This is a genomic window from Pseudomonas alkylphenolica (genome assembly GCF_016009175.1).
GTDB lineage: Bacteria > Pseudomonadota > Gammaproteobacteria > Pseudomonadales > Pseudomonadaceae > Aquipseudomonas > Aquipseudomonas alkylphenolica_B.
The window spans coordinates 159,392-183,706 of sequence record NZ_JADUCM010000007.1 but is presented as its reverse complement, the minus strand read 5'-3'; the positions used below and the strand labels follow the sequence as shown (position 1 = coordinate 183,706).

General features: G+C 61.7%; 27 protein-coding genes and 5 tRNA genes. 20 read left to right on the top strand and 12 right to left on the bottom strand.

Annotated elements, in window-relative coordinates:
* The first annotated feature begins 75 nt into the window (after nucleotides 1–75).
* From ribF to ispH, 5 genes are read left to right on the top strand one after another with little or no spacing between them, the layout of a single operon-like run.
* Nucleotides 76–1,026 (top strand): bifunctional riboflavin kinase/FAD synthetase, encoded by a 951-nt coding sequence (gene ribF, locus I5S59_RS09745; protein ID WP_197876394.1) that lies wholly within the window; start codon nucleotides 76–78, stop codon nucleotides 1,024–1,026.
* Nucleotides 1,023–3,854: an isoleucine--tRNA ligase gene (gene ileS, locus I5S59_RS09740; protein WP_197876393.1), complete on the top strand. Its 2,832-nt coding sequence runs from the start codon at nucleotides 1,023–1,025 to the stop codon at nucleotides 3,852–3,854. Before ribF ends, ileS begins: the two co-directional genes overlap by 4 nt.
* Nucleotides 3,847–4,362 carry a signal peptidase II gene (gene lspA, locus I5S59_RS09735; protein WP_197876392.1) on the top strand — a complete coding sequence of 172 codons (516 nt, stop codon included), beginning with the start codon at nucleotides 3,847–3,849 and terminating at the stop codon, nucleotides 4,360–4,362. Before ileS ends, lspA begins: the two co-directional genes overlap by 8 nt.
* Entirely contained in the window at nucleotides 4,355–4,792 is a 438-nt protein-coding gene (fkpB, locus tag I5S59_RS09730) for an FKBP-type peptidyl-prolyl cis-trans isomerase (protein WP_128323764.1), read from the top strand. The genes lspA and fkpB overlap by 8 nt, the downstream gene beginning before the upstream one ends.
* Before the next feature lie 14 nt (nucleotides 4,793–4,806).
* Complete coding sequence (ispH, locus tag I5S59_RS09725; RefSeq protein WP_128323765.1) at nucleotides 4,807–5,754, top strand: 4-hydroxy-3-methylbut-2-enyl diphosphate reductase; 948 nt, start codon at nucleotides 4,807–4,809, stop codon at nucleotides 5,752–5,754.
* Here ispH and I5S59_RS09720 read toward each other — a convergent pair.
* The gene (locus tag I5S59_RS09720) at nucleotides 5,743–6,225 is read right to left on the bottom strand and encodes a GspH/FimT family protein (RefSeq protein WP_197876391.1); all 483 of its coding nucleotides are present in this window, start codon (nucleotides 6,223–6,225) and stop codon (nucleotides 5,743–5,745) included. The two genes, ispH and I5S59_RS09720, sit on opposite strands and share 12 nt — an antisense overlap.
* Nucleotides 6,226–6,363: 138 nt before the next feature.
* Here I5S59_RS09720 and I5S59_RS09715 point away from each other — a divergent pair, with 138 nt between their 5' ends.
* From I5S59_RS09715 to thiO, 5 genes are read left to right on the top strand one after another with little or no spacing between them, the layout of a single operon-like run.
* Nucleotides 6,364–6,531 carry a type IV pilus modification PilV family protein gene (locus tag I5S59_RS09715; protein WP_269670199.1) on the top strand — a complete coding sequence of 56 codons (168 nt, stop codon included), beginning with the start codon at nucleotides 6,364–6,366 and terminating at the stop codon, nucleotides 6,529–6,531.
* Entirely contained in the window at nucleotides 6,528–7,181 is a 654-nt protein-coding gene (locus I5S59_RS09710; protein ID WP_197876389.1) for a PilW family protein, read from the top strand. Before I5S59_RS09715 ends, I5S59_RS09710 begins: the two co-directional genes overlap by 4 nt.
* Complete coding sequence (locus I5S59_RS09705; protein WP_197876388.1) at nucleotides 7,178–7,684, top strand: PilX N-terminal domain-containing pilus assembly protein; 507 nt, start codon at nucleotides 7,178–7,180, stop codon at nucleotides 7,682–7,684. Before I5S59_RS09710 ends, I5S59_RS09705 begins: the two co-directional genes overlap by 4 nt.
* A gap of 10 nt (nucleotides 7,685–7,694) precedes the next feature.
* Entirely contained in the window at nucleotides 7,695–8,102 is a 408-nt protein-coding gene (locus I5S59_RS09700; RefSeq protein ID WP_269670198.1) for a type IV pilin protein, read from the top strand.
* 37 nt (nucleotides 8,103–8,139) lie between these two features.
* The gene (thiO, locus tag I5S59_RS09695; protein WP_197876387.1) at nucleotides 8,140–9,243 is read left to right on the top strand and encodes a glycine oxidase ThiO; all 1,104 of its coding nucleotides are present in this window, start codon (nucleotides 8,140–8,142) and stop codon (nucleotides 9,241–9,243) included.
* 102 nt (nucleotides 9,244–9,345) lie between these two features.
* On the opposite strand, the gene I5S59_RS09690 is transcribed toward thiO, so the two are convergent.
* Together I5S59_RS09690 and I5S59_RS09685 are read right to left on the bottom strand one after the other, a co-directional pair.
* Nucleotides 9,346–9,573, bottom strand: a complete 228-nt coding sequence (locus I5S59_RS09690) for a PP0621 family protein (protein ID WP_197876386.1) — start codon at nucleotides 9,571–9,573, stop codon at nucleotides 9,346–9,348.
* 107 nt (nucleotides 9,574–9,680) lie between these two features.
* On the bottom strand, nucleotides 9,681–10,697 hold the full coding sequence (locus I5S59_RS09685; protein WP_128323772.1) for an outer membrane protein assembly factor BamD: 1,017 nt from the start codon (nucleotides 10,695–10,697) through the stop codon (nucleotides 9,681–9,683).
* Between the two features lie 150 nt (nucleotides 10,698–10,847).
* Here I5S59_RS09685 and rluD point away from each other — a divergent pair, with 150 nt between their 5' ends.
* The 7 genes from rluD to I5S59_RS09650 all read left to right on the top strand — a co-directional run bounded on the left by rluD (nucleotide 10,848) and on the right by I5S59_RS09650 (nucleotide 15,952).
* On the top strand, nucleotides 10,848–11,810 hold the full coding sequence (rluD, locus tag I5S59_RS09680; RefSeq protein WP_197876385.1) for a 23S rRNA pseudouridine(1911/1915/1917) synthase RluD: 963 nt from the start codon (nucleotides 10,848–10,850) through the stop codon (nucleotides 11,808–11,810).
* Nucleotides 11,807–12,547 carry a peptidoglycan editing factor PgeF gene (gene pgeF, locus I5S59_RS09675; protein WP_197876384.1) on the top strand — a complete coding sequence of 247 codons (741 nt, stop codon included), beginning with the start codon at nucleotides 11,807–11,809 and terminating at the stop codon, nucleotides 12,545–12,547. The genes rluD and pgeF overlap by 4 nt, the downstream gene beginning before the upstream one ends.
* Before the next feature lie 125 nt (nucleotides 12,548–12,672).
* A complete protein-coding gene (clpB, locus tag I5S59_RS09670) occupies nucleotides 12,673–15,237 on the top strand; it encodes an ATP-dependent chaperone ClpB (RefSeq protein ID WP_197876383.1) in 2,565 nt (854 codons plus the stop codon).
* Between the two features lie 295 nt (nucleotides 15,238–15,532).
* Nucleotides 15,533–15,608: transfer RNA gene (locus I5S59_RS09665), tRNA-Asn, on the top strand.
* A gap of 10 nt (nucleotides 15,609–15,618) precedes the next feature.
* Nucleotides 15,619–15,695, top strand: a tRNA-Pro gene (locus I5S59_RS09660).
* A 5-nt stretch (nucleotides 15,696–15,700) separates the two neighbouring features.
* A tRNA-Lys gene (locus I5S59_RS09655) sits at nucleotides 15,701–15,776 on the top strand.
* A 99-nt stretch (nucleotides 15,777–15,875) separates the two neighbouring features.
* A tRNA-Pro gene (locus I5S59_RS09650) sits at nucleotides 15,876–15,952 on the top strand.
* A gap of 161 nt (nucleotides 15,953–16,113) precedes the next feature.
* On the opposite strand, the gene I5S59_RS09645 is transcribed toward I5S59_RS09650, so the two are convergent.
* The 3 genes from I5S59_RS09645 to I5S59_RS09635 form a co-directional block, all read right to left on the bottom strand.
* The gene (locus tag I5S59_RS09645) at nucleotides 16,114–17,409 is read right to left on the bottom strand and encodes an NAD(P)/FAD-dependent oxidoreductase (RefSeq protein WP_128323775.1); all 1,296 of its coding nucleotides are present in this window, start codon (nucleotides 17,407–17,409) and stop codon (nucleotides 16,114–16,116) included.
* An 84-nt stretch (nucleotides 17,410–17,493) separates the two neighbouring features.
* Nucleotides 17,494–17,667 carry a DUF3094 family protein gene (locus I5S59_RS09640; RefSeq protein ID WP_128323776.1) on the bottom strand — a complete coding sequence of 58 codons (174 nt, stop codon included), beginning with the start codon at nucleotides 17,665–17,667 and terminating at the stop codon, nucleotides 17,494–17,496.
* A 167-nt stretch (nucleotides 17,668–17,834) separates the two neighbouring features.
* Nucleotides 17,835–18,464 (bottom strand): DUF1780 domain-containing protein, encoded by a 630-nt coding sequence (locus tag I5S59_RS09635; RefSeq protein WP_038606917.1) that lies wholly within the window; start codon nucleotides 18,462–18,464, stop codon nucleotides 17,835–17,837.
* 119 nt (nucleotides 18,465–18,583) lie between these two features.
* Between I5S59_RS09635 and I5S59_RS09630 the strand changes: the two genes are divergently transcribed.
* A complete protein-coding gene (locus I5S59_RS09630; RefSeq protein WP_197876382.1) occupies nucleotides 18,584–19,273 on the top strand; it encodes an energy-coupling factor ABC transporter permease in 690 nt (229 codons plus the stop codon).
* A 3-nt stretch (nucleotides 19,274–19,276) separates the two neighbouring features.
* On the opposite strand, the gene yacG is transcribed toward I5S59_RS09630, so the two are convergent.
* The 4 genes from yacG to I5S59_RS09610 are packed head-to-tail and all read right to left on the bottom strand — an operon-like array spanning nucleotide 19,277 to nucleotide 22,183.
* Entirely contained in the window at nucleotides 19,277–19,483 is a 207-nt protein-coding gene (gene yacG, locus I5S59_RS09625) for a DNA gyrase inhibitor YacG (RefSeq protein ID WP_038606928.1), read from the bottom strand.
* Nucleotides 19,480–20,103, bottom strand: a complete 624-nt coding sequence (gene coaE / locus I5S59_RS09620) for a dephospho-CoA kinase (protein ID WP_128323785.1) — start codon at nucleotides 20,101–20,103, stop codon at nucleotides 19,480–19,482. The genes yacG and coaE overlap by 4 nt, the downstream gene beginning before the upstream one ends.
* Complete coding sequence (locus I5S59_RS09615) at nucleotides 20,103–20,972, bottom strand: prepilin peptidase (protein WP_197876381.1); 870 nt, start codon at nucleotides 20,970–20,972, stop codon at nucleotides 20,103–20,105. Before I5S59_RS09615 ends, coaE begins: the two co-directional genes overlap by 1 nt.
* Nucleotides 20,973–20,974: 2 nt before the next feature.
* The gene (locus tag I5S59_RS09610; RefSeq protein ID WP_197876380.1) at nucleotides 20,975–22,183 is read right to left on the bottom strand and encodes a type II secretion system F family protein; all 1,209 of its coding nucleotides are present in this window, start codon (nucleotides 22,181–22,183) and stop codon (nucleotides 20,975–20,977) included.
* 220 nt (nucleotides 22,184–22,403) lie between these two features.
* Here I5S59_RS09610 and I5S59_RS09605 point away from each other — a divergent pair, with 220 nt between their 5' ends.
* A complete protein-coding gene (locus I5S59_RS09605; RefSeq protein WP_197876379.1) occupies nucleotides 22,404–22,832 on the top strand; it encodes a pilin in 429 nt (142 codons plus the stop codon).
* 63 nt (nucleotides 22,833–22,895) lie between these two features.
* Nucleotides 22,896–22,971: transfer RNA gene (locus I5S59_RS09600), tRNA-Thr, on the top strand.
* Nucleotides 22,972–23,140: 169 nt separating this feature from the next.
* Here the strand turns inward: I5S59_RS09600 and I5S59_RS09595 are convergent.
* Both I5S59_RS09595 and I5S59_RS09590 read right to left on the bottom strand, forming a co-directional pair.
* Entirely contained in the window at nucleotides 23,141–23,764 is a 624-nt protein-coding gene (locus I5S59_RS09595; RefSeq protein WP_197876378.1) for a hypothetical protein, read from the bottom strand.
* Between the two features lie 212 nt (nucleotides 23,765–23,976).
* Nucleotides 23,977–24,294: a DUF3077 domain-containing protein gene (locus tag I5S59_RS09590; RefSeq protein WP_197876377.1), complete on the bottom strand. Its 318-nt coding sequence runs from the start codon at nucleotides 24,292–24,294 to the stop codon at nucleotides 23,977–23,979.
* Nucleotides 24,295–24,315: the final 21 nt, after the last annotated feature.

Genomic DNA, 24,315 nt, shown 5'->3' with positions numbered 1-24,315 from the left:
CGGGGTTGCGCTGCTGCCTGTCGTCAGCGCCCGGGTGTGGTTATAATCGACCACTTTATGAGCAAGAAGCGCGTTATGCAGCTGGTTCGAGGCCTTCACAACCTGCGCCCCCAGCACCGGGGCTGTGTCGCCACTATTGGCAACTTCGACGGTGTTCACCGCGGCCACCAGGCAATCCTGGCGCGTTTGCGTGAGCGAGCGGTCGCGCTGGGCGTGCCCAGCTGCGTGGTGATTTTCGAGCCACAACCGCGTGAATACTTCTCTCCCGAGACCGCCCCGGCACGTTTGGCGCGCCTGCGTGACAAAGTCGCGCTGCTTACTGCCGAGGGTGTCGACCGTGTGCTGTGCCTGGCGTTCAACCAGCGCCTGAGCAAGCTCAGTGCCGCCGAGTTCGTCGACACCATTCTGGTCGATGGTCTGGGTGTAAAACACCTGGAAGTCGGTGATGATTTCCGCTTTGGTTGCGACCGCGTCGGCGACTTCGAGTTTCTCCAGCAAGCCGGGCTGAGCCAGGGCTTCACCGTAGAAGCGGCGCAAACTGTCGAGCTGGAGGGCCTGCGGGTCAGCAGTACGCAGGTACGCCAGGCGCTGGCCAAGGCCGATTTTGCCCTGGCTGAACGCCTGCTCGGACGCCCGTACCGCATCAGCGGTCGCGTCCTGCACGGGCAAAAGCTTGCGCGCCAGCTCGGTACGCCGACGGCCAACATACAACTCAAGCGTCATCGCGTACCGCTGACCGGTGTTTACCTGGTCAGTGTCGATCTCGATGGCAAGGCTTGGCCAGGCGTCGCCAACATCGGCGTGCGGCCAACCGTATCAGGTGATGGCAGTGCCCACCTGGAAGTGCACATCCTGGATTTTGCCGGCGATCTCTATGGCCGGCGTCTGACGGTGGAATTCCACCACAAGCTGCGCGACGAGCAGCGTTTCGCCTCCCTGGAGGCGCTGAAGTCGGCGATCGATGCGGATATCGCCGCCGCACGTGCCCATTGGCACGCTCAACCGCTAACGAAGAGCCTGAAATGACCGACTATAAAGCCACGCTAAACCTTCCGGACACCGCCTTCCCGATGAAGGCCGGCCTGCCACAGCGCGAACCGCAGATTCTGCAGCGCTGGGACAGCATTGGCCTGTACCAGAAGCTGCGCGAAATTGGCAAGGATCGTCCGAAGTTCGTGCTGCACGACGGCCCGCCCTACGCCAACGGCAAGATCCACATCGGTCATGCGCTGAACAAGATTCTCAAGGACATGATTGTCCGCTCCAAGACCCTGTCCGGTTTCGACGCCCCGTACGTGCCCGGCTGGGACTGCCACGGCCTGCCGATCGAGCACAAGGTCGAAGTTACCCACGGCAAGCATCTGACCGCAGACAAAACCCGCGAGCTGTGCCGTGCCTACGCCGCCGAGCAGATCGAAGGGCAGAAGACCGAGTTCATCCGCCTGGGCGTGCTGGGTGACTGGGACAACCCTTACAAGACCATGAACTTTGCCAACGAGGCCGGTGAAATCCGCGCCCTGGCCGAGATGGTCAAGCACGGCTTCGTGTTCAAAGGCCTCAAACCTGTGAACTGGTGCTTCGATTGCGCCTCGGCCCTGGCTGAAGCAGAAGTCGAGTACGCCGACAAGAAATCGCAAACCATCGACGTGGCCTTCCAGGTGGCTGACGAAGCCAAGCTGGCTGCCGCGTTCGGTCTGGCTGCACTGGCCAAGCCGGCGTCGATCGTCATCTGGACCACCACCCCGTGGACCATCCCTGCCAACCAGGCCCTGAACGTCCACCCGGAGTTCACCTACGCCCTGGTCGATGTCGGCGACAAGCTGCTGGTGCTGGCTGCCGAGCTGGTCGAGTCGTGCCTGAAGCGTTACGCGCTGGAAGGTTCGGTCATCGCCACCGCGCCAGGTTCGGCACTGGACCTGATCAACTTCCGTCACCCGTTCTACGACCGTCTGTCGCCAGTATACCTGGCTGACTACGTCGAGCTCGGCGCCGGTACCGGTGTGGTTCACTCCGCGCCTGCCTACGGTGAAGACGACTTCGTCACCTGCAAGCGTTACGGCATGGTCAACGACGACATCCTGACCCCGGTGCAGAGCAACGGTGTGTACGTGCAGTCGCTGGAATTCTTCGGTGGCCAGTTCATCTGGAAGGCCAACCCTGCGATCGTCGACAAGCTGACGGAAGTCGGTGCGCTGCTGCACACCGAAACCATCAGCCACAGCTACATGCACTGCTGGCGCCACAAAACCCCGCTGATCTACCGCGCTACCGCGCAGTGGTTCGTGGGCATGGACAAGCAGCCGGACAACGGCGAAACCCTGCGCAAGCGTGCGGTCAAAGCCATCGAAGAAACCAAGTTCGTCCCGGCCTGGGGCCAGGCGCGCCTGCACTCGATGATCGCCAACCGCCCGGACTGGTGCATCTCGCGTCAGCGTAACTGGGGCGTGCCGATCCCGTTCTTCCTCAACAAGCAGACCGGTGAACTGCACCCGCGCACCGTCGAGCTGATGGAAGAAGTTGCCAAGCGTGTCGAGAACGAAGGCATCGAAGCCTGGTTCAAGATGGACGCTGCCGAACTGCTCGGTGACGAGGCTGCTCAGTACGACAAGATCGCCGATACCCTCGACGTCTGGTTCGACTCCGGCACCACCCACTGGCATGTACTGCGTGGCTCGCACAACATCGGCCACGAAACCGGCCCGCGTGCCGACCTGTACCTGGAAGGTTCCGACCAGCACCGCGGCTGGTTCCATTCCTCGTTGCTGACCGGTTGCGCCATCGACGGCCACGCGCCGTACCGCGAACTGTTGACCCACGGTTTCACCGTTGACGAAAACGGCCGCAAGATGTCCAAGTCGTTGGGCAACACCATCGAGCCGCAGAAGGTCAACGACACCCTGGGTGCCGACATCATGCGCCTGTGGGTTTCGGCCACTGACTACTCCGGCGAAATGGCGGTTTCCGATCAGATCCTGCAGCGCAGCGCCGACGCCTACCGGCGTATCCGCAACACTGCACGCTTCCTGCTCTCCAACCTGTCGGGCTTCGATCCGGCGCGCGACCTGCTGCCGGCCGAAGACATGCTGGCGCTGGACCGCTGGGCCGTCGACCGTACCCTGTTGCTGCAGCGCGAGCTGGAAGAGCACTACGGCGAATACCGCTTCTGGAACGTCTACTCGAAGATCCACAACTTCTGCGTGCAGGAGCTGGGCGGCTTCTACCTGGACATCATCAAGGACCGCCAGTACACCACCGGCGCCAACAGTGTTGCCCGTCGTTCCTGCCAGACCGCGCTGTACCACATCAGCGAGGCGCTGGTGCGCTGGATCGCGCCGATCCTGGCCTTCACCGCCGACGAGCTGTGGCAGTACCTGCCGGGCGAGCGCAACGAGTCGGTCATGCTCAACACCTGGTACCAGGGGCTGACCGAGCTGCCGGAAGGCTTCGAGCTGGGCCGTGCTTACTGGGACCGCGTGATGGCGGCCAAGACTGCGGTCAACAAGGAACTGGAAAACCAGCGTTCGGCCAAGGCCATCGGTGGCAACCTGCAAGCCGAAGTTACCCTGTTTGCCGACGAAGGCCTGAGTGCCGACCTGGACAAACTCGGCGACGAGCTGCGTTTCGTGCTGATCACCTCGGCCGCGACCGTTGCCCCGTTCGTACAGGCGCCTGCCGATGCAGTGGAAACCGAAGTGGCTGGCCTGAAGCTCAAAGTGGTCAAGTCCGCGCACACCAAGTGCGGTCGTTGCTGGCACTTCCGCGCCGATGTTGGCGTGAACCCGGAGCATCCGGAAATCTGCGCCCGTTGCGCCGACAACATCAGCGGCAACGGCGAGGTGCGTCACTATGCCTAACCCTGCTGCAGGGCGCTTCGGGCGCCTTGGCTGGCTCTGGCTGAGCTTGCTGGTCCTGGTCCTTGACCAGGCCAGCAAGGTCTACTTCGAGGGCGCATTGAGCCTGTACCAGCAGATCGTGGTGATTCCCGACTACTTCAGCTGGACCCTGGCCTACAACACCGGTGCGGCCTTCAGTTTCCTGGCGGACAGCTCCGGCTGGCAGCGCTGGCTGTTCGCGCTGATCGCGCTGGTGGTCAGCGGTGTGCTGGTGGTCTGGCTCAAGCGCCTGGGGCGCAACGAGACCTGGCTGGCCGTGGCGCTGGCGCTGGTGCTCGGCGGCGCGCTGGGCAACCTGTACGACCGTATCGTGCTTGGCCACGTCGTCGACTTCATCCTCGTCCACTGGCAAAACCGCTGGTACTTCCCGGCCTTCAACCTGGCCGACAGCGCCATCACCGTTGGTGCGGTGATGCTGGCGCTGGATATGTTCAAGAGCAAAAAGTCCGGAGAACCCGTCCATGACTGAAACCCGAATCGGCCAGAACACCGAAGTCAAACTGCACTTCGCGCTGCACCTGGAAAACGGCGACACCGTCGACAGCACCTTCGACAAATCGCCGGCGGTGTTCAAAGTCGGCGACGGCAACCTGCTGCCAGGCTTCGAAGCCGCGATCTTCGGCTTCAAGGCGGGTGACAAGCGCACGGTGACCGTTGAGCCGGAAAACGCTTTCGGCCAACCCAACCCGCAGAACGTGCAGATCATTCCACGGTCGCAATTCAATGACATGGAACTGTCTGAAGGCCTGTTGGTGATCTTCAATGATGCGGCCAACGCCGAGTTGCCTGGTGTGGTCAAGGCATTCGATGACGCCCAGGTGACCATCGACTTCAACCACCCACTGGCCGGCAAGACCCTGAGCTTTGAGGTGGAAATCCTCGAAGTGACGGCGCTTTGAGCCCGGAGCCAAGCATGCAAATCAAACTCGCCAACCCCCGCGGCTTCTGTGCGGGCGTGGACCGGGCGATCGAAATCGTCAACCGCGCCCTGGAAGTCTTTGGCCCGCCGATCTATGTGCGTCACGAAGTGGTGCACAACAAATTCGTGGTCGAAGACTTGCGCAACCGCGGGGCGATCTTTGTCGAAGAGCTGGATCAGGTACCGGATGATGTCATCGTCATCTTCAGCGCCCACGGCGTTTCCCAGGCTGTGCGCCAGGAAGCGGCCGGGCGCGGCCTGAAGGTTTTCGATGCCACCTGCCCGTTGGTCACCAAGGTGCACATCGAGGTGGCGCGCTACAGCCGTGACGGCCGTGAGTGCATCCTGATCGGCCATGCCGGTCACCCGGAAGTCGAAGGCACCATGGGCCAGTACGACGCCAGCAATGGCGGCGCGATCTACCTGGTTGAAGACGAAGCTGATGTTGCCAAGCTGCAGGTCAATGACCCGGACAAACTGGCCTTTGTTACCCAGACGACCCTGTCGATGGATGACACCAGCCGGGTGATCGATGCCTTGCGTGCGCGCTTCCCGAATATCGGCGGCCCGCGCAAGGACGACATCTGCTACGCCACCCAGAACCGCCAGGATGCGGTCAAGCAGCTGGCTGACGAATGCGATGTGGTACTGGTTGTCGGCAGCCCGAACAGCTCCAACTCCAACCGCCTGCGTGAGCTGGCCGAGCGTATGTCGACGCCGGCCTACCTGATCGATGGCGCCGAAGACCTGCAGCAAAGCTGGTTCGACGGCGTCGAACGCATCGGCATTACTGCAGGTGCCTCGGCACCGGAAGTGCTGGTGCGCGGCGTGATCGAGCAGCTTCGGGCCTGGGGCGCTGTCGGCGCTGAAGAGCTGGACGGCCGCGAAGAGAACATCACCTTCTCGATGCCCAAGGAATTGCGCGTTCGCTCACTGATCTGACCTGGCAGCCGCGCACAGCGGCTGCTCGCTCAGGACATCAAGCACGCGAACCCTCCCGGTACGTGACAGCACCACCTGGTAGTGACTCAGCGCTTCGGGACGTTGGCAAACATGCAGCGTCCCGGCCTGAAACGCACCGCTTTCCAACAGTGGCACACCCAAACCGCTGAAGCGTACCTGTCGGGCCACCGGCCGGTTGCCTACAACGCTCGTTCGCCCGTTGCTGCGCCACTCATGCAGCAGTAACGGACTGTCCTGTTCAAGCAGCATCCGCCAACCGTTGCTCCAGTCCGCATCAATTGCCTGCAGGCGCACCACGCTGTTGCGCAGCAGCGCTTCACTGCGTGCAGTGCGTAATGCCGCGGCGAGGTCGCTGGCTGTTGTTTGCCGCTGTAGCCCTTCACTCATGCTGGTGTAGGCCGGGACACCCAGCTGGGTAAGCAGCCCCAGCAGCCCCAGCGCGAACAACATTTGTATCAGTGTTACGCCCTGTTGCCTCACGCTGCATTCCTCCCTGGAAGTGCTTCGCTATAGAGTCGAGCCCGGTGCTGGCGGCGTCCAGTCGGCCGGATTGGCAAAGGGGTGTGGAAAAGTCTGCGGGGGTAAGCCATGGATGGCGGGCGGCAAACAGGCATGACGTTGATTGAAGTCCTGCTGGCGATGGTGGTGCTGGGGATGGGCTTTCTGGCGCTGGCCGCGTTGCAGGTGCAGGCGTTACAGGCTACGGAGAGTGCGTTGCGCACTACCCAGGCAGCTTATGCAGAGCAGGCGCGATGAGGTGGCAGACGGGCTTCAGCCTGCTGGAAGTGCTGCTGGCCCTGAGCCTGGGCTTACTCCTGTTGCTGGGTGCCAGTCGGTTGTTTATGGCGGCAAGCCAGTCGTGGCAGGCGCAAGCTGCGGCAGTGCGGATGCAGGAGGATGCACGCCAGGCCCTGCAGCGTCTGGCCCAGAGTATCCGCATGGCGGGCATGTTTGGTTGCCTGCAGCAAGACACCATTGAGTTTGACGACCCTTTGCACGCCGAAGCCTTTGCCCAACCCCTGTACATCAGCCACGGCGCTGACGGGCGCCTGCAACGCCTGAGCCTGATCAGCGCAGAAGTTACCCAGGGTGGTGGCCGCCCGGACTGGACCTTGCTCACCGACTGCCGAACGCAGGCCCGTGTGCAGGCGGGGCCGCACCTGCCAGGCACCGGGCAGTTTGCCGTGGCCCTGCACCGCCAGGATTACCGCCTGGTGGGGCATCAACTGCGCCTGCGTAGCGGGTCGAGCACCGGCGTGCTGGTTGACGGGGTCAGTGACCTGCAGCTTGAACTGCGCAATGACGCTGTGCACCTGAGCCTGACCCTGAGCGACCCGCAGCAACGCGCCAGGCCGCAGACGTACCGCATGCGTATCGCACTGGGCAACCCGGTGGCGAACTCATGAGCGGGCAGCGCGGCCTGGTGCTGCTGATCAGCCTGACACTGGTTTTGCTGTTGGGCCTGCTCGGGCTCTCGTCAGCGGGCAGTGCGCTCCAGCAAGAACGCATGGCGCGAAACCTGCGCACATCCTTGCAGGTCTTCGACCGGGCGCAGCAGCTGCTGCAACACGCAGAGTCCAGGGTGCAGGCCCAGGCGTGGCCACCTTGCGCATTCTGTTTGCCGCCGCCTGAAGCGGGTGATGTCACCCATGGCGGTGTTTATGCGGGGCCAGCGCACAGCTCGGGGCTGGACTGGCAGGTGGGCGAGGGCGGCTTCTATCTTGTTCAGTCGCTGGGGTTGAGTACCCAGGCAAGGCATATGCCACGCGGGCTTGAGGTCAATCTTTACCGGGTCACTGCCGTACGCCGCCACGGCATGGCCCGCAGCGTGCTGGAAAGCGTGATTGCGCAACCTGTCGGGCCAACGCCGCAGCCCGCGCAGCGGATCCTCTGGCGGCAGATCCATTAAGGAACAGTAAATGATGCAGCAGAAAGGATTGAGCCTGATCGAACTGTTGATTGTCATCGCCGTGGTCGGCATTCTGGCGAGCATTGCCTACCCCAGTTACCGCGACCAGGTCAGAACGACTGCGCGCACGGACGTTGTCAGCCTGTTATATGCAAGTGCGCTGCAGCTTGAGCGTCATTACGCGCGGGCAGGCCAGTACAGCGACAGTGACTCGGAGCAAACGCCCCTGGCCAGTGGCACCGCGTACTACAGCTTGCAGGCTGTGCGCGATATCGAGTCCTTCAGGCTTTTGGCACGGCGGCTGCCGGCTGGCCTGATGACGGCAGATCACTGCGGTGACTATGAACTGGACCAGGCCGGTGTGCGTGGCAACCCTGGCAGTGCAGGGGAGGCCGGCGGTAGGTGTTGGGGTGGCTGACGCCCTTCACGGTTTACTTTGGAAATTGGATCGATAGATGACCAAGCAAGTAGTGATAGTCGGCGGCGGGGTGATCGGCCTGCTGACTGCGTTCAACCTCGCCAGCGAGGTCGAGCACGTTGTGTTGTGTGATCGGGGTGAGCTTGGGCAGGAATCATCGTGGGCCGGCGGTGGTATTGTCTCGCCGCTGTACCCTTGGCGCTACAGCCCGGCCGTGACGGCGCTGGCGCACTGGTCGCAGGATTTTTATCCACAGCTGGGCCAGCGCCTGTTCGCCAGCACCGGCGTGGACCCCGAAGTGCATACCACCGGCCTGTACTGGCTGGACCTGGACGATGAAGCCGAGGCGCTGGCCTGGGCTGCACGGGAAGGGCGCCCGCTCAGCGCCGTAGACATTACTGCCGCCTACGATGCGGTGCCGGTACTTGGCAGCGGCTTTCAGCGCGCTGTCTACATGGCCGGTGTTGCCAACGTGCGCAACCCGCGCCTGGTCAAGTCGCTGAAGGCGGCGCTGCAGGCCATGTCCAACGTGAGTATTCGCGAGTACTGTGAAATCACCGGGTTCAGCCGCGAAGGCGAGCGGATCAATGGTGTGCAGACCACTAAAGGCATCATTCATGGCGACAGCGTGGTGCTGACCGCCGGTGCCTGGAGCGGCGATCTGCTGAGTACCTTGGGCCTGGACCTGCCGGTTGAGCCGGTCAAAGGCCAGATGATTTTGTACAAATGCGCTGCCGACTTCTTGCCGAGCATGGTGTTGGCCAAAGGTCGTTACGCGATTCCGCGGCGTGACGGGCATATTCTGGTGGGCAGTACCCTGGAGCATGCAGGCTACGACAAGACGCCAACCGACGAAGCGCTGGAAAGCCTGAAAGCATCTGCGGTGGAGTTGTTGCCGGCACTGGCCGGGGCTATCCCGATTGCCCATTGGGCGGGATTGCGGCCTGGCTCCCCTGAAGGGATTCCCTATATCGGGCAGGTGCCGGAACACCAGGGGCTGTGGCTGAACTGCGGGCACTACCGCAACGGCCTGGTGCTGGCGCCTGCATCGTGCCAGCTGTTTGCCGACCTGTTACTGGGGCGCGAGCCGGTGATCGACCCAGCGCCGTACGCCCCCGCCGGGCGTCTGGCAAGCCTGTAGGAGCCCGGCTTGCCGGCGAAGAGGCCACCGCGGTGTATCAGTAGCCCCGTGTCATCGCTCTTCGCGGGCAAGCCTCGCTCCTACGAACGGTGTGGGCGGTGGTTAGCGTTGCGCGCCTGGCCCTTGTTCCAGGTGCGCCTGGCTGCAATACCACTGCGCCCCGCGATGCAATGCCCGGTCACTGGGCAGGTGCACGCCGCAGTGGGCGCAACGCACCATCTTCAACGGGTCTTCGAGGCTGTTGTGAGGCGCAGCAGTGCTGGCCTTGAACTTGCGCCACAGCCAGAACGCAGCAGCAATCAGGGCAATCCAGAAAAGTAGGCGAACCATGGGTGTTCAGCTTTATCAGTGAAGAGCCTTAAGTCTATGGCCCGGGCAAGAAAAAAGGGAGGCCTTGGCCTCCCTTTATCTATTGCAACGTTCTATTACAACGTTGCTCAGTCGAACACGCCGAAGGTCATGTAGCTGAACCATGAGCGGTCGTCGTTGTTGCCTTCCGCTTCGTGCTGCTCTTCTTCGACAGCGTCGCGGTTTTCAGGCAGCAGTTCTTCTGGAATTGCTTCCTTGGCGTCTTCGTACTGCTTGATCACGTCCTGGTTGGCGCGGGTTTCACCCGGCGGCAGCGGCGCTTCGCTCTCGATCAGGCCCAGAGTAGCCTTGGACAGCCACGAACGGTTGTCGGCTTCTTCCTGCTTGGGCTGGAACTGGCCATCGACCAGGCTCGGGTGATCGGGGTAGTTGAGCTTCAGCGTTTCCAGGCTGGTGGCAGCCAGTTCGTCCAGGTGCAGACGCTGGTAAGCCTCGACCATTACCGCCAGGCCGTCGCCGACCGATGGGGTTTCCTGGAAGTTCTCGACCACATAGCGACCACGGTTGGCGGCAGCGACATAGGCCTGACGGGTCAGGTAGTAGTCAGCCACGTGGATCTCGTAGGAGGCCAGCAGGTTGCGCAGGTAGATCATGCGCTGCTTGGCGTCGGGCGAGTAACGGCTGTTCGGGAAGCGGCTGGTGAGCTGGGCGAACTCGTTGTACGAGTCGCGGGCAGCACCCGGGTCACGCTTGGTCATGTCCAGCGGCAGGAAGCGCGCCAGCAGGCCACGGTCCTGGTCGAACGAGGTCAGACCCTTGAGGTAGTAGGCGTAGTCGACGTTCGGGTGCTGAGGGTGCAAGCGAATGAAACGCTCGGCAGCCGATTTGGCAGCCTCGGGCTCTGCGTTCTTGTAGTTCGCATAAATCAGCTCGAGTTGGGCCTGGTCGGCATAGCGACCGAAAGGATAGCGCGACTCCAGGGCCTTGAGCTTGCTCGTGGCGCTGGTGTAGCTGTGGTTGTCCAGGTCGGCCTGCGCCTGCTGGTACAGCTCGGCTTCGCTCAGGTTTTCGTCGACGACTTCCTTCGAAGAACAAGCAGCGGTCAGTCCGAGGATGGCGATCAGCAGCAGGTGTTTCACTTGCATAGCGGCTTGCGTCCCTATGACGGCCGCTGTCTTGGGCGGGGCCGTCCTGTTATGATGAGCACCCCGATGTAGTCTCCGGGGCAAAAGACGTCGTATTTAACCACAAGCGCGCAGTCGAAACCAAAGGCTGTGCCGCCCGCTGATTCGAGCATGTCCGAGATCATTCAACTTAGCGCAGAGGTGCCGTCCGAATTGGGCGGGCAACGCCTCGACCAAGTCGCCGCCCAATTGTTCGCTGAGCACTCGCGCTCGCGCCTTTCCACCTGGATCAAGGAGGGGCGCCTGACGGTCGATGGCGCCGTCCTGCGTCCGCGCGATATCGTCCACGGCGGCTCGTTGCTCAACCTTGAGGCCGAACAGGAAGCCCAGGGCGAGTGGGTGGCCCAGGACATCGAGCTGGATATCGTCTATGAAGACGACCACATCCTGGTGATCAACAAGCCCGCCGGGCTGGTGGTCCACCCGGCTGCGGGCCACGCCGATGGCACCCTGCTCAACGCACTGCTGCACCACGTGCCGGACATCATCAATGTCCCGCGTGCCGGCATCGTCCACCGCCTGGACAAGGACACCACCGGTCTGATGGTGGTGGCCAAGACCATTCAGGCGCAGACCCAGCTGGTTGCCCAGTTGCAAAGCCGCAGTGTCAGCCGCATCTATGAATGCATCGTGATTGGCGTGGTAACCGCCGGTGGCAAGATCAACGCCCCGATCGGTCGTCATGGCGGGCAACGCCAGCGCATGGCCGTGACCGAAGGCGGCAAGCCGGCTGTCAGTCACTACCGCGTGCTGGAGCGCTTCCGTTCCCACACCCACGTGCGGGTCAAGCTGGAAACCGGGCGTACCCACCAGATTCGCGTGCACATGGCCCATGTGAACTTCCCGTTGGTCGGCGATCCGGTCTACGGCGGGCGCTTCCGCATTCCGCCAGCCGCCAGCCAGACCATGGTCGAGGCGCTCAAGACCTTCCCGCGTCAGGCCCTGCATGCGCGCTTCCTCGAGCTGGATCATCCGGTGACCGGCGAGCGCATGGGCTGGGAATCGTCGCTGCCAGACGACTTCGTCTGGTTGCTGTCGCTGCTCAAGCAAGACCGCGAGGCGTTTGTTGGATGAGTGAGCTGACGCACCACCTGCTGATTCCGGACTGGCCTGCGCCAGCCGGGGTTCGTGCGTGCGTCACCACCCGTTCGGGCGGCGTCAGCCTGCCGCCCTACGACAGCTTCAACCTCGGTGACCATGTCGGCGATGCGCCGGATGCAGTCGCCGAGAACCGTCGTCGCCTGACCACCGAGTTCGGCATCCAGCCGGCCTGGCTCAAGCAAGTGCACGGCGTTGTCGTTGCCGATGCCAACCCGGCAGTAATTGCCGAGGCCGATGCCAGCTGGACGGCCACCCCGGGCATCGCCTGCACGGTGATGACCGCCGATTGCCTGCCCGCACTGTTTTGCGACCGCGCCGGCACTCGGGTTGCAGCCGCACATGCCGGCTGGCGCGGGTTGGCCAATGGTGTGTTGGAAGCCACGGTCGACCGTTTGAACGTTGAGCCGCACGACGTCATGGTCTGGCTCGGGCCGGCTATCGGCCCGCAGGCGTTTGAAGTGGGCGCCGAAGTGCGTGAAGCCTTCGTGACCGTTCATCCGGAAACTGCCATGGCATTTGTACCGGGTGCGCAACCTGGAAAGTTCATCGCCGACATCTATAAGCTGGCGCGCATTCGCCTGGCTGCGCATGGCGTAAACGCTGTGTATGGCGGCGGTGAGTGCACCGTTAGCGACCCGCGCTTCTACTCCTACCGCCGCACCCCGCAAGGCGGCCGCTTTGCCTCGCTGATCTGGCTTGATCCGCGCTGACCTGAATCAACCCGTCTAAGCTTGAATCCTCCAGAATCACCCTCATCTAATGGGGTATCTCAGGCAGGTTTATCTTCATCAGGTGTGTCCATCGCTCCGGCCTGCCCATAAAAGGAAGGTAACTTATGCGAATAGACCGTTTGACCAGCAAATTACAGCTGGCGTTATCCGATTCCCAATCCCTGGCCGTTGGTATGGACCATCCCGCCATCGAGCCTGCGCACCTGTTGCAAGCGTTGATCGACCAGCAAGGTGGTTCGATCAAGCCGTTGCTGATGCAGGTGGGCTTTGACGTCAACAGCCTGCGCAAGGCGTTGAGCAAAGAGCTCGACCAACTGCCGAAAATCCAGAACCCGACCGGCGACGTCAACATGTCGCAGGACCTGGCGCGCCTGCTCAACCAGGCCGACCGCCTGGCCCAGCAGAAGGGCGACCAGTTCATCTCCAGTGAACTGGTGCTGCTCGCCGCCATGGACGAGAACAGCAAGCTCGGCAAATTGCTGCTGGGGCAGGGCGTAACCAAAAAGGCCCTGGAAAACGCGATCAGTAACCTGCGCGGTGGCGAGGCGGTCAACGACCCCAACGCTGAGGAGTCGCGTCAGGCCCTGGACAAGTACACCGTCGACCTCACCAAGCGTGCTGAAGACGGCAAGCTTGACCCGGTGATCGGCCGTGACGACGAAATCCGCCGCACCATCCAGGTGTTGCAACGCCGTACCAAGAACAATCCGGTGCTGATCGGTGAGCCTGGTGTGGGTAAAACCGCCATTGCCGAAGGCCTGGCCCAGCGCATCATCAACGGTGAAGTACCGGACGGCCTCAAAGGCAAGCGTCTGCTGTCGCTGGACATGGGCGCGCTGATTGCCGGTGCCAAGTTCCGCGGTGAGTTCGAAGAGCGCCTCAAAGGCCTGCTCAATGAGCTGTCCAAGCAAGAAGGGCAGATCATTCTGTTCATCGACGAACTGCACACCATGGTCGGCGCCGGTAAAGGCGAAGGCTCCATGGACGCCGGCAACATGCTCAAGCCGGCCCTGGCCCGTGGTGAGCTGCATTGCGTGGGTGCTACCACCCTCAACGAGTACCGTCAGTACATCGAGAAAGACGCAGCCCTTGAGCGGCGCTTCCAGAAAGTACTGGTAGAAGAGCCGAGCGAAGAAGACACCATCGCGATCCTGCGTGGCCTCAAAGAGCGTTACGAGGTACACCACAAGGTGGCGATCACCGACGGCGCGATCATCGCCGCGGCCAAGCTCAGCCATCGCTACATCACCGACCGGCAGCTGCCCGACAAGGCCATCGACCTGGTTGACGAAGCGGCCAGCCGCATTCGTATGGAGATCGACTCCAAGCCCGAAGTGCTCGATCGCCTGGAGCGCCGCCTGATTCAACTCAAGGTTGAATCCCAGGCGCTGAAGAAGGAAGAAGATGAAGCCGCGCTCAAGCGCCTGGAAAAGCTGACCGAAGAGATTGCCCGGCTGGAGCGTGAGTACGCTGACCTGGAAGAAGTCTGGACCTCGGAAAAAGCCGAAGTGCAGGGTTCTGCCCAGATCCAGCAGAAAATCGAGCAGTCGCGCCAGGAGCTGGAAACCGCACGGCGCAAAGGCGACCTCAGCCGCATGGCCGAGCTGCAGTACGGGGTGATCCCGGACCTGGAGCGCAGCCTGCAGATGGTCGACCAGCACGGCAAGGCCGAAAACCAGTTGCTGCGTAACAAGGTGACTGAAGAAGAGATTGCCGAAGTCGTCTCGAAGTGGACCGGCATCCCCGTGGCCAAGATGCTTGAAGGCGAGCGGGAAAAACTGCTGAAGATGGAAAGCTTGCTGCACCAGCGTGTGATCGGTCAGGAAGAAGCCGTGGTGGCTGTCTCCAACGCCGTGCGCCGTTCGCGGGCCGGTTTGTCCGACCCTAACCGGCCAAGTGGCTCGTTCCTCTTCCTCGGCCCGACCGGGGTAGGTAAGACCGAGCTGTGCAAGGCGCTGGCCGAGTTCCTGTTCGACACCGAAGAGGCCATGGTGCGTATCGACATGTCCGAGTTCATGGAGAAACACTCCGTGGCCCGCCTGATCGGTGCACCACCAGGCTACGTCGGTTACGAAGAGGGCGGTTACCTGACCGAAGCGGTACGGCGCAAGCCTTACGCGGTTGTGCTGCTGGATGAGGTCGAGAAGGCCCATCCGGACGTGTTCAACGTGTTGCTGCAGGTACTGGAAGACGGACGCCTGACCGACAGCCACGGTCGTACGGTGGATTTCCGTAATACCGTGATCGTGATGACCTCCAACCTGGGCTCGGCACAGATCCAGGACCTGGTCGGTGATCGTGAAGCGCAACGTGCAGCTGTGATGGACGCCGTGGGCGCGCATTTCCGCCCCGAGTTCATCAACCGTATCGACGAAGTAGTGGTGTTCGAGCCTCTGGGTCGCGAGCAGATCGCGGGTATCACCCAGATCCAGTTGGGCCGTCTGCGCAGCCGTCTGGCTGAGCGCGACCTGAGCCTGGAGCTGAGCGACGAAGCGCTGGATAAACTGATCGCCGTCGGTTACGACCCGGTCTACGGTGCACGGCCGCTGAAACGGGCGATTCAGCGCTGGATCGAAAACCCGTTGGCGCAGCTGATTCTGGCTGGCAAGTTCTTGCCAGGCACCGGAATTACCGCCAAGGTCGAGGGCGAGGAAATCGTCTTCGCCTGATTTTTCGGGTGGTTACGCTAAGGCCTCGAAATTCGAGGCCTTTTTTATTTGCATTTTGTCTCGAGTGTTTGTAAAGTGCGCCCCGCTGTATGTCACCCCGCAGGTTTCCAGCAAAATCGGGAATCTGAAAAAAAGTTGCAAATCAGTAAGTTGAATGCAAATTAGGGGTTGACAAGGGTTTTGAAGGTTGTAGAATAGCGCGCCTCAGAGACATGAACGCAGCGATGCACAAGGTCGAAGGGTTCGAAGCGGTAGTGATACAGTTTTCGAAATTGCAGTACTTGAAATTGATAGTTCCGCGATAGCTCAGTCGGTAGAGCAAATGACTGTTAATCATTGGGTCCCAGGTTCGAGTCCTGGTCGCGGAGCCAAATTTCAAACCGGGGTATAGCGCAGTCCGGTAGCGCGCCTGCTTTGGGAGCAGGATGTCAGGAGTTCGAATCCCCTTACCCCGACCATTTTTGGGTCGTTAGCTCAGTTGGTAGAGCAGTTGGCTTTTAACCAATTGGTCGTAGGTTCGAATCCTACACGACCCACCATTTTTGAGTCCGGTACGCTGGGTTCAAATCTTAAAAGGTTGGTTTGCCATTAGCAGCCAGCCATTAAAAAAGGCGCCTTAATTGGTGCCTTTTTTTTACCGGGGTATAGCGCAGTCCGGTAGCGCGCCTGCTTTGGGAGCAGGATGTCAGGAGTTCGAATCCCCTTACCCCGACCATATTCAGAGAAAAGGGCACCTTGCAAAAGGTGCCCTTTTTTCGTTTCTGCTGTTTAGCTTATTCGCGGGTAAACCCGCTCCCACAGGTCTGGTGCTGGTCTCAACCATTGCACCCCTCCTGTGGGAGCGGGTTCACCCGCGAATGTCTCTGCGATCCGTTATCAGTGCAGCTTCAGACGCGGCTCGGTGCCACGACCAATCCGGCTGCCCAGCATCAGCATCAGCGTGCGGAAGGTGCCGTACAGCGCCATCTGGTGCATGCGGTACAACGACACGTAGAACATCCGCGCCAGCCAGCCCTCGAGCATCACGCTACCGGTCAGGTTGCCCATCAGGTTACCCACCGCCGAGAAGCGCGACAGCGACACCAGCGAGCCGTAGTCACGGTAGGCGTAGGTCGGCAACGGCTTGCCTTCCAGGCGCGCCTTCAGCGACTTGGCCAGCATTGAAGCCTGCTGGTGCGCCGCCTGGGCGCGTGGTGGCACGTTGCGGTCGCTGCCCGGCTGTGGGCAGGCGGCGCAGTCGCCAAAGGCAAAGATGTCATCGTCCAGGGTGGTTTGCAGGGTAGGGCGAACCACCAGCTGGTTGATGCGGTTGGTTTCCAGGCCATCGATGTCCTTGAGGAAACCCGGTGCACGAATGCCTGCCGCCCAAACCTTGAGGCTCGCCGGGATGACATCGCCATTGGCGGTTTTCAGCTCGGTGGCCGTCACTTCGCTGACCGAAGCATTGGTCATCACCTTCACGCCGAGCTTTTCCAGGGTCTGGTGCACCGGCACGCTGATACGCTCCGGCAACGCTGGCAGCACCCGTGGGCCGGCCTCGATCAGGGTGATGTGCATGTCTTTGGGCTGGATGCGGTCCAGGCCATAGGCAGCCAGCTCGTGCGCCGCGTGGTGCAGCTCGGCAGCCAGTTCCACGCCGGTAGCACCGGCACCCACGATGGCGACACTGATGGTCTCGTTGGCCTGATCACCGGCGTGGGCGCGCAGGTAGTGGTTGAGCAGTTGCTGGTGAAAGCGCTCGGCCTGCTTGCGGGTATCCAGGAACAGGCAATGCTGGGCCGCCCCCAGGGTGCCGAAGTCGTTGGTGTTGCTGCCCACGGCGATCACCAGTGTGTCGTACGCCAGGGTGCGCGCAGGCAGCAGCTCGCGGCCCTCTTCATCAAGGGTAGCGGCCAGCTGGATCTGCTTGCCTTCGCGGTCAAGGCCACTCATGCGGCCGAGCTGGAACTGGAAGTGGTTCCACTTGGCTTGCGCCACGTAGTTCAGTTCGTCTTCCGAAGAGTTCAGCGAGCCGGCGGCCACTTCGTGCAGCAAGGGCTTCCAGATGTGGGTCAGGTTGGCATCGACCAGGGTAATGCTGGCGCTGCCTTTTTTGCCCAGGGTTTTACCCAGGCGGGTCGCCAGTTCCAGGCCGCCAGCGCCGCCGCCGACAATCACGATACGGTGAGTCATTAAGATATCTCATAAGGTTTACGGAATTCGGGTCTCGAGTGGGCGGCCGCACAGGGCGGGCGGTTCGGGCGAGCGCAAGGCAGCTCATAGCACCAGGTTACTCAAGAGGCGGCTCAACAGGCCCAGGCCAACAGTCACGAGCACCACCAGCCAAAGGAGCAGCCACGGCCGGAAAGGCTTGCGCTCGACTTGATGTTGGGGTGCTTGCAGGTATTGATCGACACGACGTTGGTCTTCGGGATTCAGGCGGCTGGTCATGAGGGCCTCGTCAGGTAGACGCTTGTGACTGAAGGGAAGCTACAGGGTTTACTGTAGTTGTTTGCTCAGGGCCCATGGCGCAGTCACGCGCGGCGTGTATGACGAATGATTGCGCTTTGTATCACCGCCGCGCAATTTATGCCATTACGCGTTGGCAGGGGGCCAGCTCACAGGCTGATACCAACGTCGAAGACAATGCTGCGCCCCAGGTTGCCACGCAGGAAATCCGGGGCGTCCGGGTGAGCGAACAACACCCGGGCAAACGTCGGCCCGACCAGTGACAGCGAACGCCAGCCTTGGCGCAGGTATTCGGTGGGCGGTGGAAAGTGGCTGTTGAGGTCGAGCACTTCGCGCTTGAGGCTGGCGAAGGCAATGATGTCCAGCTCGCTCAGGTCCAGCCCGCGTTCCTGATAGTTATGCGACTTTTTGCGCAAGGTCGGCGCCAGGCGCTGCAACAGCTCCTGGGCGCTGATCCGCCGTGGCCGCGCTTCGCGGCGCACCAGCTGGCTCAAGGAAAAGGCACTGCGCCGGCGTTGCAGCTCTTCGCGCCACTCGTCATTGAGCCGGCGGCCTTCGTCGAGCACAAAAAACACCTCAAAGGCGGCATCCCGAAACAGCACGTCGGGCGGCTCCTGGCCGGCAGGGGTGAAGTCTTCGCTGCGGTAAGGAATGTTCAACCCTTGCAGCAGGCGCTGGCAGACCCAACGCTCACGTTCCCATTTACGGGCATTGGAGAGAAACGCATTGGCTTGTTCGGCCTGAATGGTGAGCAGGCGCAGGTAGTCTGAGTCATCCATGGGGACAAGCTTAGCGTTCAAAACGTGATAGTTGTTAGTGCGCCTGGCTTTATTGTCAGCCGACGCCTTCAGCCAGCGGTGTAGACTGCCCAAAGGCTCACAAGGAAAGGTCGAACACGGTGATTGGCGCTCAAGTGTTGTCTGAACAGACCCTGTTGCTCGGTTGGCTGGGCTACGTACCGGTGCTGCTGTGGGCCATCTGGCGTGCGCCCTGGGTCGAGTTGTTCACCGACAGCCGCCGTCAGCATTTGCTGTTCGGCACAGTGCTGGCGCTGTTTGCCTTGTGGCTGGTGCGGCGCGATTTCGACACTGGCGTGTCCTATCACTTCATCGGCATGACCGCCGTGACCCTGCTACTGGACTGGCCCCTGGCCCTGGTCGGCGGGCTGCTCGCGCAAACCGGCCTGATGTTGCTCGGGCGTCAGGACCTGGCCGCCATGGGCGTCAACGGCCTGTTGTTCATCGGCCTGCCGGTGCTGGTCACCGAAGTCTGCGCGATCCTGGTGGAACGCGCGCAGCCGAAAAACCTCTTCGTTTACATTTTCTGTTCGGGATTTTTTGCCGCAGCCCTGTCGGCACTGCTGTGCCTGCTGCTGGCGCTCGGTGTGCTGTGGATGGACGAGCGCTTTGTGATGCCGGAGTGGATCGAGGACTTTATCGGCTACCTGTGGCTGATCATCTTTCCCGAAGCCTTTATCAACGGCATGGTGGTCAGCGCACTGGTGGTGTTTTGCCCGGAGTGGCTGGAAACCTTCAACCGCACCCGCTACCTGCAGGCACCCTGGAAGGACGACGACCCCGGGCGCTGAGCCTTAGTGGTGGGCGCGCGGGTCGAGCTCGCCGGAAAACAGCTCGTCTTCGGCATCCGGTGCCACCGGGATTTTGTGCTCTTCAGCAGCCCAGGCACCCAGGTCGATCAGCTTGCAGCGGTCAGAACAGAACGGGCGGAAGGTGCTGGCCGCATTCCATTCAACAGGGGCGCCACAGGTCGGGCATTCAACGGTCATCGGTTGGCTCATGCTTGGCCTCCTCGCAAAGTCAGGTAAAAGTGGTGCAGGCGGTCGACCTCCGAATGCAGCCAGGCAAGATCGCGGTCGTTAACCAGCACATCGTGGGCATGGCGCAGGCGCTCTTCGCGGCTGGCCTGGGCCTTGAGAATGGCCTGCACTTGCTCAGGGCTGGTCTGGTCACGCAGCAAGGTGCGCTGCACCTGCAATTCTTGCGGGGCGTCGATCACCAGCAGGCGCTGGGTGCGCTGGTACTGCCCCGACTCGACCATCAACGGCGACACGAACACCGCATACGGCGACTCGGCCTTGGCCAGGTAGCTGAAAATCTCCTGGCCGATCAGCGGATGCAGCAGCGCCTCCAGCCAGCGGCGTTGCTCGGGGTCGGCGAAAATCAGCTGTCGCAGGGCGGCGCGGTCCAGTTGCCCGTCCTCTTGCAGTACGCCAGGGCCGAAGTGCTCGACGATGCTCGCCAGCGCCGGGCGGCCAGGCTCAACCACCCAGCGCGCGGCCTGATCGGCATCGACCAGGTGCACACCCAGTTCGACAAAACGCTGGGCAGCAGCGCTTTTGCCACTGCCTATGCCGCCGGTGAGGCCGAGAATCCACGGAGTGAAAGCAGCGGTGGTCATCACAGTCCAAAGTGGTTGATGTAAGAAGTGGTTATTTGACCACCCCAGAGCAGTGCGATCCAGCCCGCGATGGCCAGATAAGGACCAAAGGGGATCGGCGTGCCGGCCTTCAGGCCTTTGACCCGCATCATCACCACCCCGATCACCACGCCCAGCACCGACGACAGCAGCAACGTCAGCGGCAAAATCTGCCAGCCGCCCCAGGCGCCGATCAGCGCCAGCAACTTGAAGTCGCCATAGCCCATGCCCTCTTTGCCGGTGATGATCTTGAACAGCCAGAACACCGACCACAGGCTTAAATAACCGATCATCGCCCCCCACAGCGCCGCTTGCAGCGGCACGAACAGCTCGAAGGCGTTAACGAACAGCCCCGCCCACAACAGCGGCAGCACCAGGGCATCGGGCAACAGCCGGTGCTCGATGTCGATCAGGCTCATGGCTAGCAGCCCCCAGCTGAGCAGCATCAGCGCCAGCGCCGCCGACGTGGGGCCGAGGTACCAGGCAATAAATCCGGTCAAGGCCGCGCAGCCCAGCTCTACCAGCGGGTAGCGCACGCTGATGGCGCTGCGGCAACGGCTGCAGCGTCCACGCAATGCCAGGTAGCTGAGCACCGGGATGTTTTCCCAGGCACGAATGCGGTGGCCGCAGTGCGGGCACTGCGAGGCGGGTAGCAGCAGGTTGTAGCGTTCGCCTACGTCTGCTGCGGGCAGCTCCAGCACCTCGCGCGCCTCGGCCTGCCACTGGCGTTGCAGCATGATCGGCAGGCGGTGCACCAGCACATTGAGAAAGCTGCCAACGATCAGCCCCAGCAGCAGGGCGCAACCGAGGTAAAACAGCGGCTGGCGTGCCAGCGTATCCATCAGGTCCATGTTCAGATCACACTACCCAGCTGAAAGATTGGCAAGTACATGGCGATCACCAGGCTGCCTACCAGCAGCCCGAGCGTCAGCACGATCAGGGGTTCAAGCAAGCTGGCCAGGTTATCGAGCAAGCGTTCGATCACACTTTCGTAATGGCTGGCGACTCTGGCGAGCATATCGTCCAGCGTACCGCCTGTCTCGCCGATGGCGCACATCCGTTGCATCAATGGCGGGAACAGCCCGCTGCAGGCCATCGCCTGGCTCAACGACTGGCCGCTGGCCAACGCCTTGCGCAGGGCCAGCACCGCGCGCTCATACAATGGATTGCCGCAGGCAGCGGCCACCGGCCCCAGCGCTTCCACCAGCGGCACCCCCGCCGCATAGGAGGTCGACAGTGTGCGGGCGAAGCGGGCGAGGGCGGCGTTGCTCAACAACACCCCAAGCACCGGCAGCTTCAACGCCACGCCCAGGCACCACACTTTAAAAGCCGGTTGGCGCTGATAAGCCCGATACAGCCCCCAGCCAACTCCAGCCACGCCCAGCAGCAACCAGCCCGCGTACTGCCCCAGCCACTCGGACACCCCGATTACCCGTTGGGTGAACGCCGGCAACTGCGCGCCGAAGCCATTGAACATCAGCTGAAACTGCGGCACCACCTCAAGCAGCAACAACGCCGACACGCCCAGCCCGGTCAGCAACACAATCAGTGGATACAGCATCGCCTTGTGCAGGCGGGCGCGCAGGGCCTGGCGCTGCTCCTGCAGGCAGGCGACCTGATCGAGCACCGTCTCCAGGCTGCCGGATTGCTCGCCGGCGGCCACCAGGTTGCAGTACAGCGCATCGAAATAGCGCGGATGGCGGCGCAACGCTTGCGCCAGATTACACCCGGCACCGATATCGGTTTTCAGCGTGCCCAGCAGGTTGACCAGTGCCGGGTTGCTGCTGCTTTGTGCAATCGCCTCAAGCGCTTGCAGCAACGCCACGCCTGAGCTGATCAGGCTGGCCAGCTGGCGACTGAACTCGCATAACTCACGAGTGCCGAGCGCCCCCGACCGGCGCCATAAACCTGCCCGTACCCGCGTGACGCGTACCGGGCGAATACCGCGTTTACGCAACTCGGCACGCAACAGGGCAGGGCTGCGCCCGCGGCTTTCGCCGCTGACCAGCGCGCCTTGGGTAGTGGTGCCTTGCCAACTGAAGCTGTAGGTTTTTGTGGTCATCGCGACATCCTTGCTGCGAGGCCTGCACAAACCCGGAAACAGCTTAAGGGCCTGCGCCGCGAGCAGGGGTGCTCGCTGGTCACTAGAGTAGTCGAGCGAGCAGCGCCGAATGACCGGCGCAGGGTGACAAAAGGTGTCTATTCGGGCCTACTGGCGCGCCTGTTGGCGGCCCGAGCCTGAGCGCCGCCGACCAGAACCGAATTTGCGAGGGAGAACGTCCATGAAAGGGCAACGCGGCATTACCTTGATCGAACTGATGATCGTGGTGGCGATCATCGGCATCCTGGCGACCATCGCCTTACCCATGTACACCAACCACCAGGTGCGCACTAAGGCCACAGCGGCCCTGGTCGAAATCAGCGCCCTGAAAACCCCCTTCGACCTGCGCCTGAACGAAGGCAAAGACGTTACCGACGTCGCCGCGCTGGGCGGCCAGGCGAGCACCAGCAACTGCGCCATCACTGCCACCGGCACTGCAGCCACTGGCGCCGGCAGCATCGTCTGCACCCTGGCCGACGCCCCGGCCACCGCCCTGGGCAAAACCCTCAGCCTGACCCGCTCGACCAGCGGCTGGGCCTGCACCACAACACTGGAAGCCGACCTCGCCCCAAGTGGCTGCACGTCTACCGAAAGCGCCGTCGCACAGTGATCAATAGCTGTTATTAAACAGTGATTTGCGTAACGCATCCGGCAGTGGTAGCGTTGGTGCCACGCCGGTGTAGCTCAGTCGGTAGAGCAGCGCACTCGTAACGCGAAGGTCGCAGGTTCGATTCCTGTCTCCGGCACCAGATACAGGTTTCACGATGGCTTTGGCTATCGGTGGAACGTTCAGTAAAGCCCGCCTTGTGCGGGCTTTGTTGTCTATGGCCATATACCTATGGCACGCACCGTGACTTCACTGTCCAACCCCAACTTAGAAGTCCCACAATGCGGGGCTTTTGTATTTCTAAGGGCCACTTAGCTCGCCTTTCCTTCGGCTTCAGTGTCCACATTTTGTCCACGTGGCCATCGCAAACGCCAACATGGCTTCTGCCTCATGCACAGCTTCTCTCCGATCCCGAGCACTTCCTCCAGCAGGCTGGCAGCGCGCTCGAATGAACTGGAGTTACTGGTTCCAACTGCCAGTAATCCACCTGGAGTGATATCGGCAAACACACCTTCTAAAATGTAATGAAAACGAACGATTAGATCGGCTTCGCTCCTGGATAAGCCTCCGAGATGAGCCAGATTCGCTTGATAGATCTTGTTGATGTGGCCATGGGTAGCGACTTCCATAGCTCTCATTTTCTTCTCAGCTATGCTCTTTGACCGCTTGAGATCCGTTGCCCGGTCTCGCAAATCCTTCACAAATCCACGAGTTTTCAGTAGCGCACAAATGGCTGCCACTTCTGCGAGTAACGCAGCGCGAACACTTTTTGCCTGCGAGCGGGCCTGATTTTTCTGACCAATCCAAATACCAAACACACCAAATGCACCCGTCAAAGTCGCCACTCCGAAGGTCGCCCACCCTGTGCTCGCCTCTGTCGATGCGCCGCCCACCACCTGCCAGACGACAGTGCACCACTCTACGGTGTCCGTCATTTATCAACTCCATTTTCAAAACAGCTAATGACCGGCGAATGCATGTCGCAGTATATGGGTTATCTGCCCGTCGCAAAGTTCAAGGCTCATGGCCTTTTCCTCATCCCCAATTTTTGTAGCAATCAGCGGACGGCAGACAGGCCTTCACCAGCTCCTGCAGACTCGGCGACAGACAGCGCCCCAAGCGCGTTACTCACAGCATTCGGCATCGCTCAATCCGCCGCCGCACCTTTTCCCAAATCCCCGCCCATCATCCCAAACGCCAAATCCTCAACCAGCGCCTTCGCCATCCCGCTCAAAAAGTGCGCCGCACACACCATCGCCTCATCCTGCTCAAACCACGCGTTGTGGCTGAGCTTGCTCACGCACCCCATCAACAGCGCCGCCTGCTCCAGTACAAAGTCCGCGTTATGCCCAGGCTGCACCCGAAACAGCCGATCAGTCGTCAACCCGCTGGCACCTTCGCCGAACACGCCGACGCCGCTCGTTTTGAAACCTGCGGTGCTACCTTCAATCGAATCCTTATTCATCATTGCGCTCCCATCCTGTTT

What these genes read in the sequence shown, in the direction of transcription:
- ribF (WP_197876394.1), top strand. Translation starts at nt 76, where the DNA reads ATGCAGCTGGTTCGAGGCCTTCACAACCTGCGCCCCCAGCACCGGGGC.
- ileS (WP_197876393.1), top strand. Translation starts at nt 1,023, where the DNA reads ATGACCGACTATAAAGCCACGCTAAACCTTCCGGACACCGCCTTCCCG.
- lspA (WP_197876392.1), top strand. Translation starts at nt 3,847, where the DNA reads ATGCCTAACCCTGCTGCAGGGCGCTTCGGGCGCCTTGGCTGGCTCTGG.
- fkpB (WP_128323764.1), top strand. Translation starts at nt 4,355, where the DNA reads ATGACTGAAACCCGAATCGGCCAGAACACCGAAGTCAAACTGCACTTC.
- ispH (WP_128323765.1), top strand. Translation starts at nt 4,807, where the DNA reads ATGCAAATCAAACTCGCCAACCCCCGCGGCTTCTGTGCGGGCGTGGAC.
- I5S59_RS09720 (WP_197876391.1), bottom strand. Translation starts at nt 6,225, where the DNA reads ATGTTGTTCGCGCTGGGGCTGCTGGGGCTGCTTACCCAGCTGGGTGTC.
- I5S59_RS09715 (WP_269670199.1), top strand. Translation starts at nt 6,364, where the DNA reads ATGGATGGCGGGCGGCAAACAGGCATGACGTTGATTGAAGTCCTGCTG.
- I5S59_RS09710 (WP_197876389.1), top strand. Translation starts at nt 6,528, where the DNA reads ATGAGGTGGCAGACGGGCTTCAGCCTGCTGGAAGTGCTGCTGGCCCTG.
- I5S59_RS09705 (WP_197876388.1), top strand. Translation starts at nt 7,178, where the DNA reads ATGAGCGGGCAGCGCGGCCTGGTGCTGCTGATCAGCCTGACACTGGTT.
- I5S59_RS09700 (WP_269670198.1), top strand. Translation starts at nt 7,695, where the DNA reads ATGATGCAGCAGAAAGGATTGAGCCTGATCGAACTGTTGATTGTCATC.
- thiO (WP_197876387.1), top strand. Translation starts at nt 8,140, where the DNA reads ATGACCAAGCAAGTAGTGATAGTCGGCGGCGGGGTGATCGGCCTGCTG.
- I5S59_RS09690 (WP_197876386.1), bottom strand. Translation starts at nt 9,573, where the DNA reads ATGGTTCGCCTACTTTTCTGGATTGCCCTGATTGCTGCTGCGTTCTGG.
- I5S59_RS09685 (WP_128323772.1), bottom strand. Translation starts at nt 10,697, where the DNA reads ATGCAAGTGAAACACCTGCTGCTGATCGCCATCCTCGGACTGACCGCT.
- rluD (WP_197876385.1), top strand. Translation starts at nt 10,848, where the DNA reads ATGTCCGAGATCATTCAACTTAGCGCAGAGGTGCCGTCCGAATTGGGC.
- pgeF (WP_197876384.1), top strand. Translation starts at nt 11,807, where the DNA reads ATGAGTGAGCTGACGCACCACCTGCTGATTCCGGACTGGCCTGCGCCA.
- clpB (WP_197876383.1), top strand. Translation starts at nt 12,673, where the DNA reads ATGCGAATAGACCGTTTGACCAGCAAATTACAGCTGGCGTTATCCGAT.
- I5S59_RS09645 (WP_128323775.1), bottom strand. Translation starts at nt 17,409, where the DNA reads ATGACTCACCGTATCGTGATTGTCGGCGGCGGCGCTGGCGGCCTGGAA.
- I5S59_RS09640 (WP_128323776.1), bottom strand. Translation starts at nt 17,667, where the DNA reads ATGACCAGCCGCCTGAATCCCGAAGACCAACGTCGTGTCGATCAATAC.
- I5S59_RS09635 (WP_038606917.1), bottom strand. Translation starts at nt 18,464, where the DNA reads ATGGATGACTCAGACTACCTGCGCCTGCTCACCATTCAGGCCGAACAA.
- yacG (WP_038606928.1), bottom strand. Translation starts at nt 19,483, where the DNA reads ATGAGCCAACCGATGACCGTTGAATGCCCGACCTGTGGCGCCCCTGTT.
- coaE (WP_128323785.1), bottom strand. Translation starts at nt 20,103, where the DNA reads ATGACCACCGCTGCTTTCACTCCGTGGATTCTCGGCCTCACCGGCGGC.
- I5S59_RS09615 (WP_197876381.1), bottom strand. Translation starts at nt 20,972, where the DNA reads ATGGACCTGATGGATACGCTGGCACGCCAGCCGCTGTTTTACCTCGGT.
- I5S59_RS09610 (WP_197876380.1), bottom strand. Translation starts at nt 22,183, where the DNA reads ATGACCACAAAAACCTACAGCTTCAGTTGGCAAGGCACCACTACCCAA.
- I5S59_RS09605 (WP_197876379.1), top strand. Translation starts at nt 22,404, where the DNA reads ATGAAAGGGCAACGCGGCATTACCTTGATCGAACTGATGATCGTGGTG.
- I5S59_RS09595 (WP_197876378.1), bottom strand. Translation starts at nt 23,764, where the DNA reads ATGACGGACACCGTAGAGTGGTGCACTGTCGTCTGGCAGGTGGTGGGC.
- I5S59_RS09590 (WP_197876377.1), bottom strand. Translation starts at nt 24,294, where the DNA reads ATGAATAAGGATTCGATTGAAGGTAGCACCGCAGGTTTCAAAACGAGC.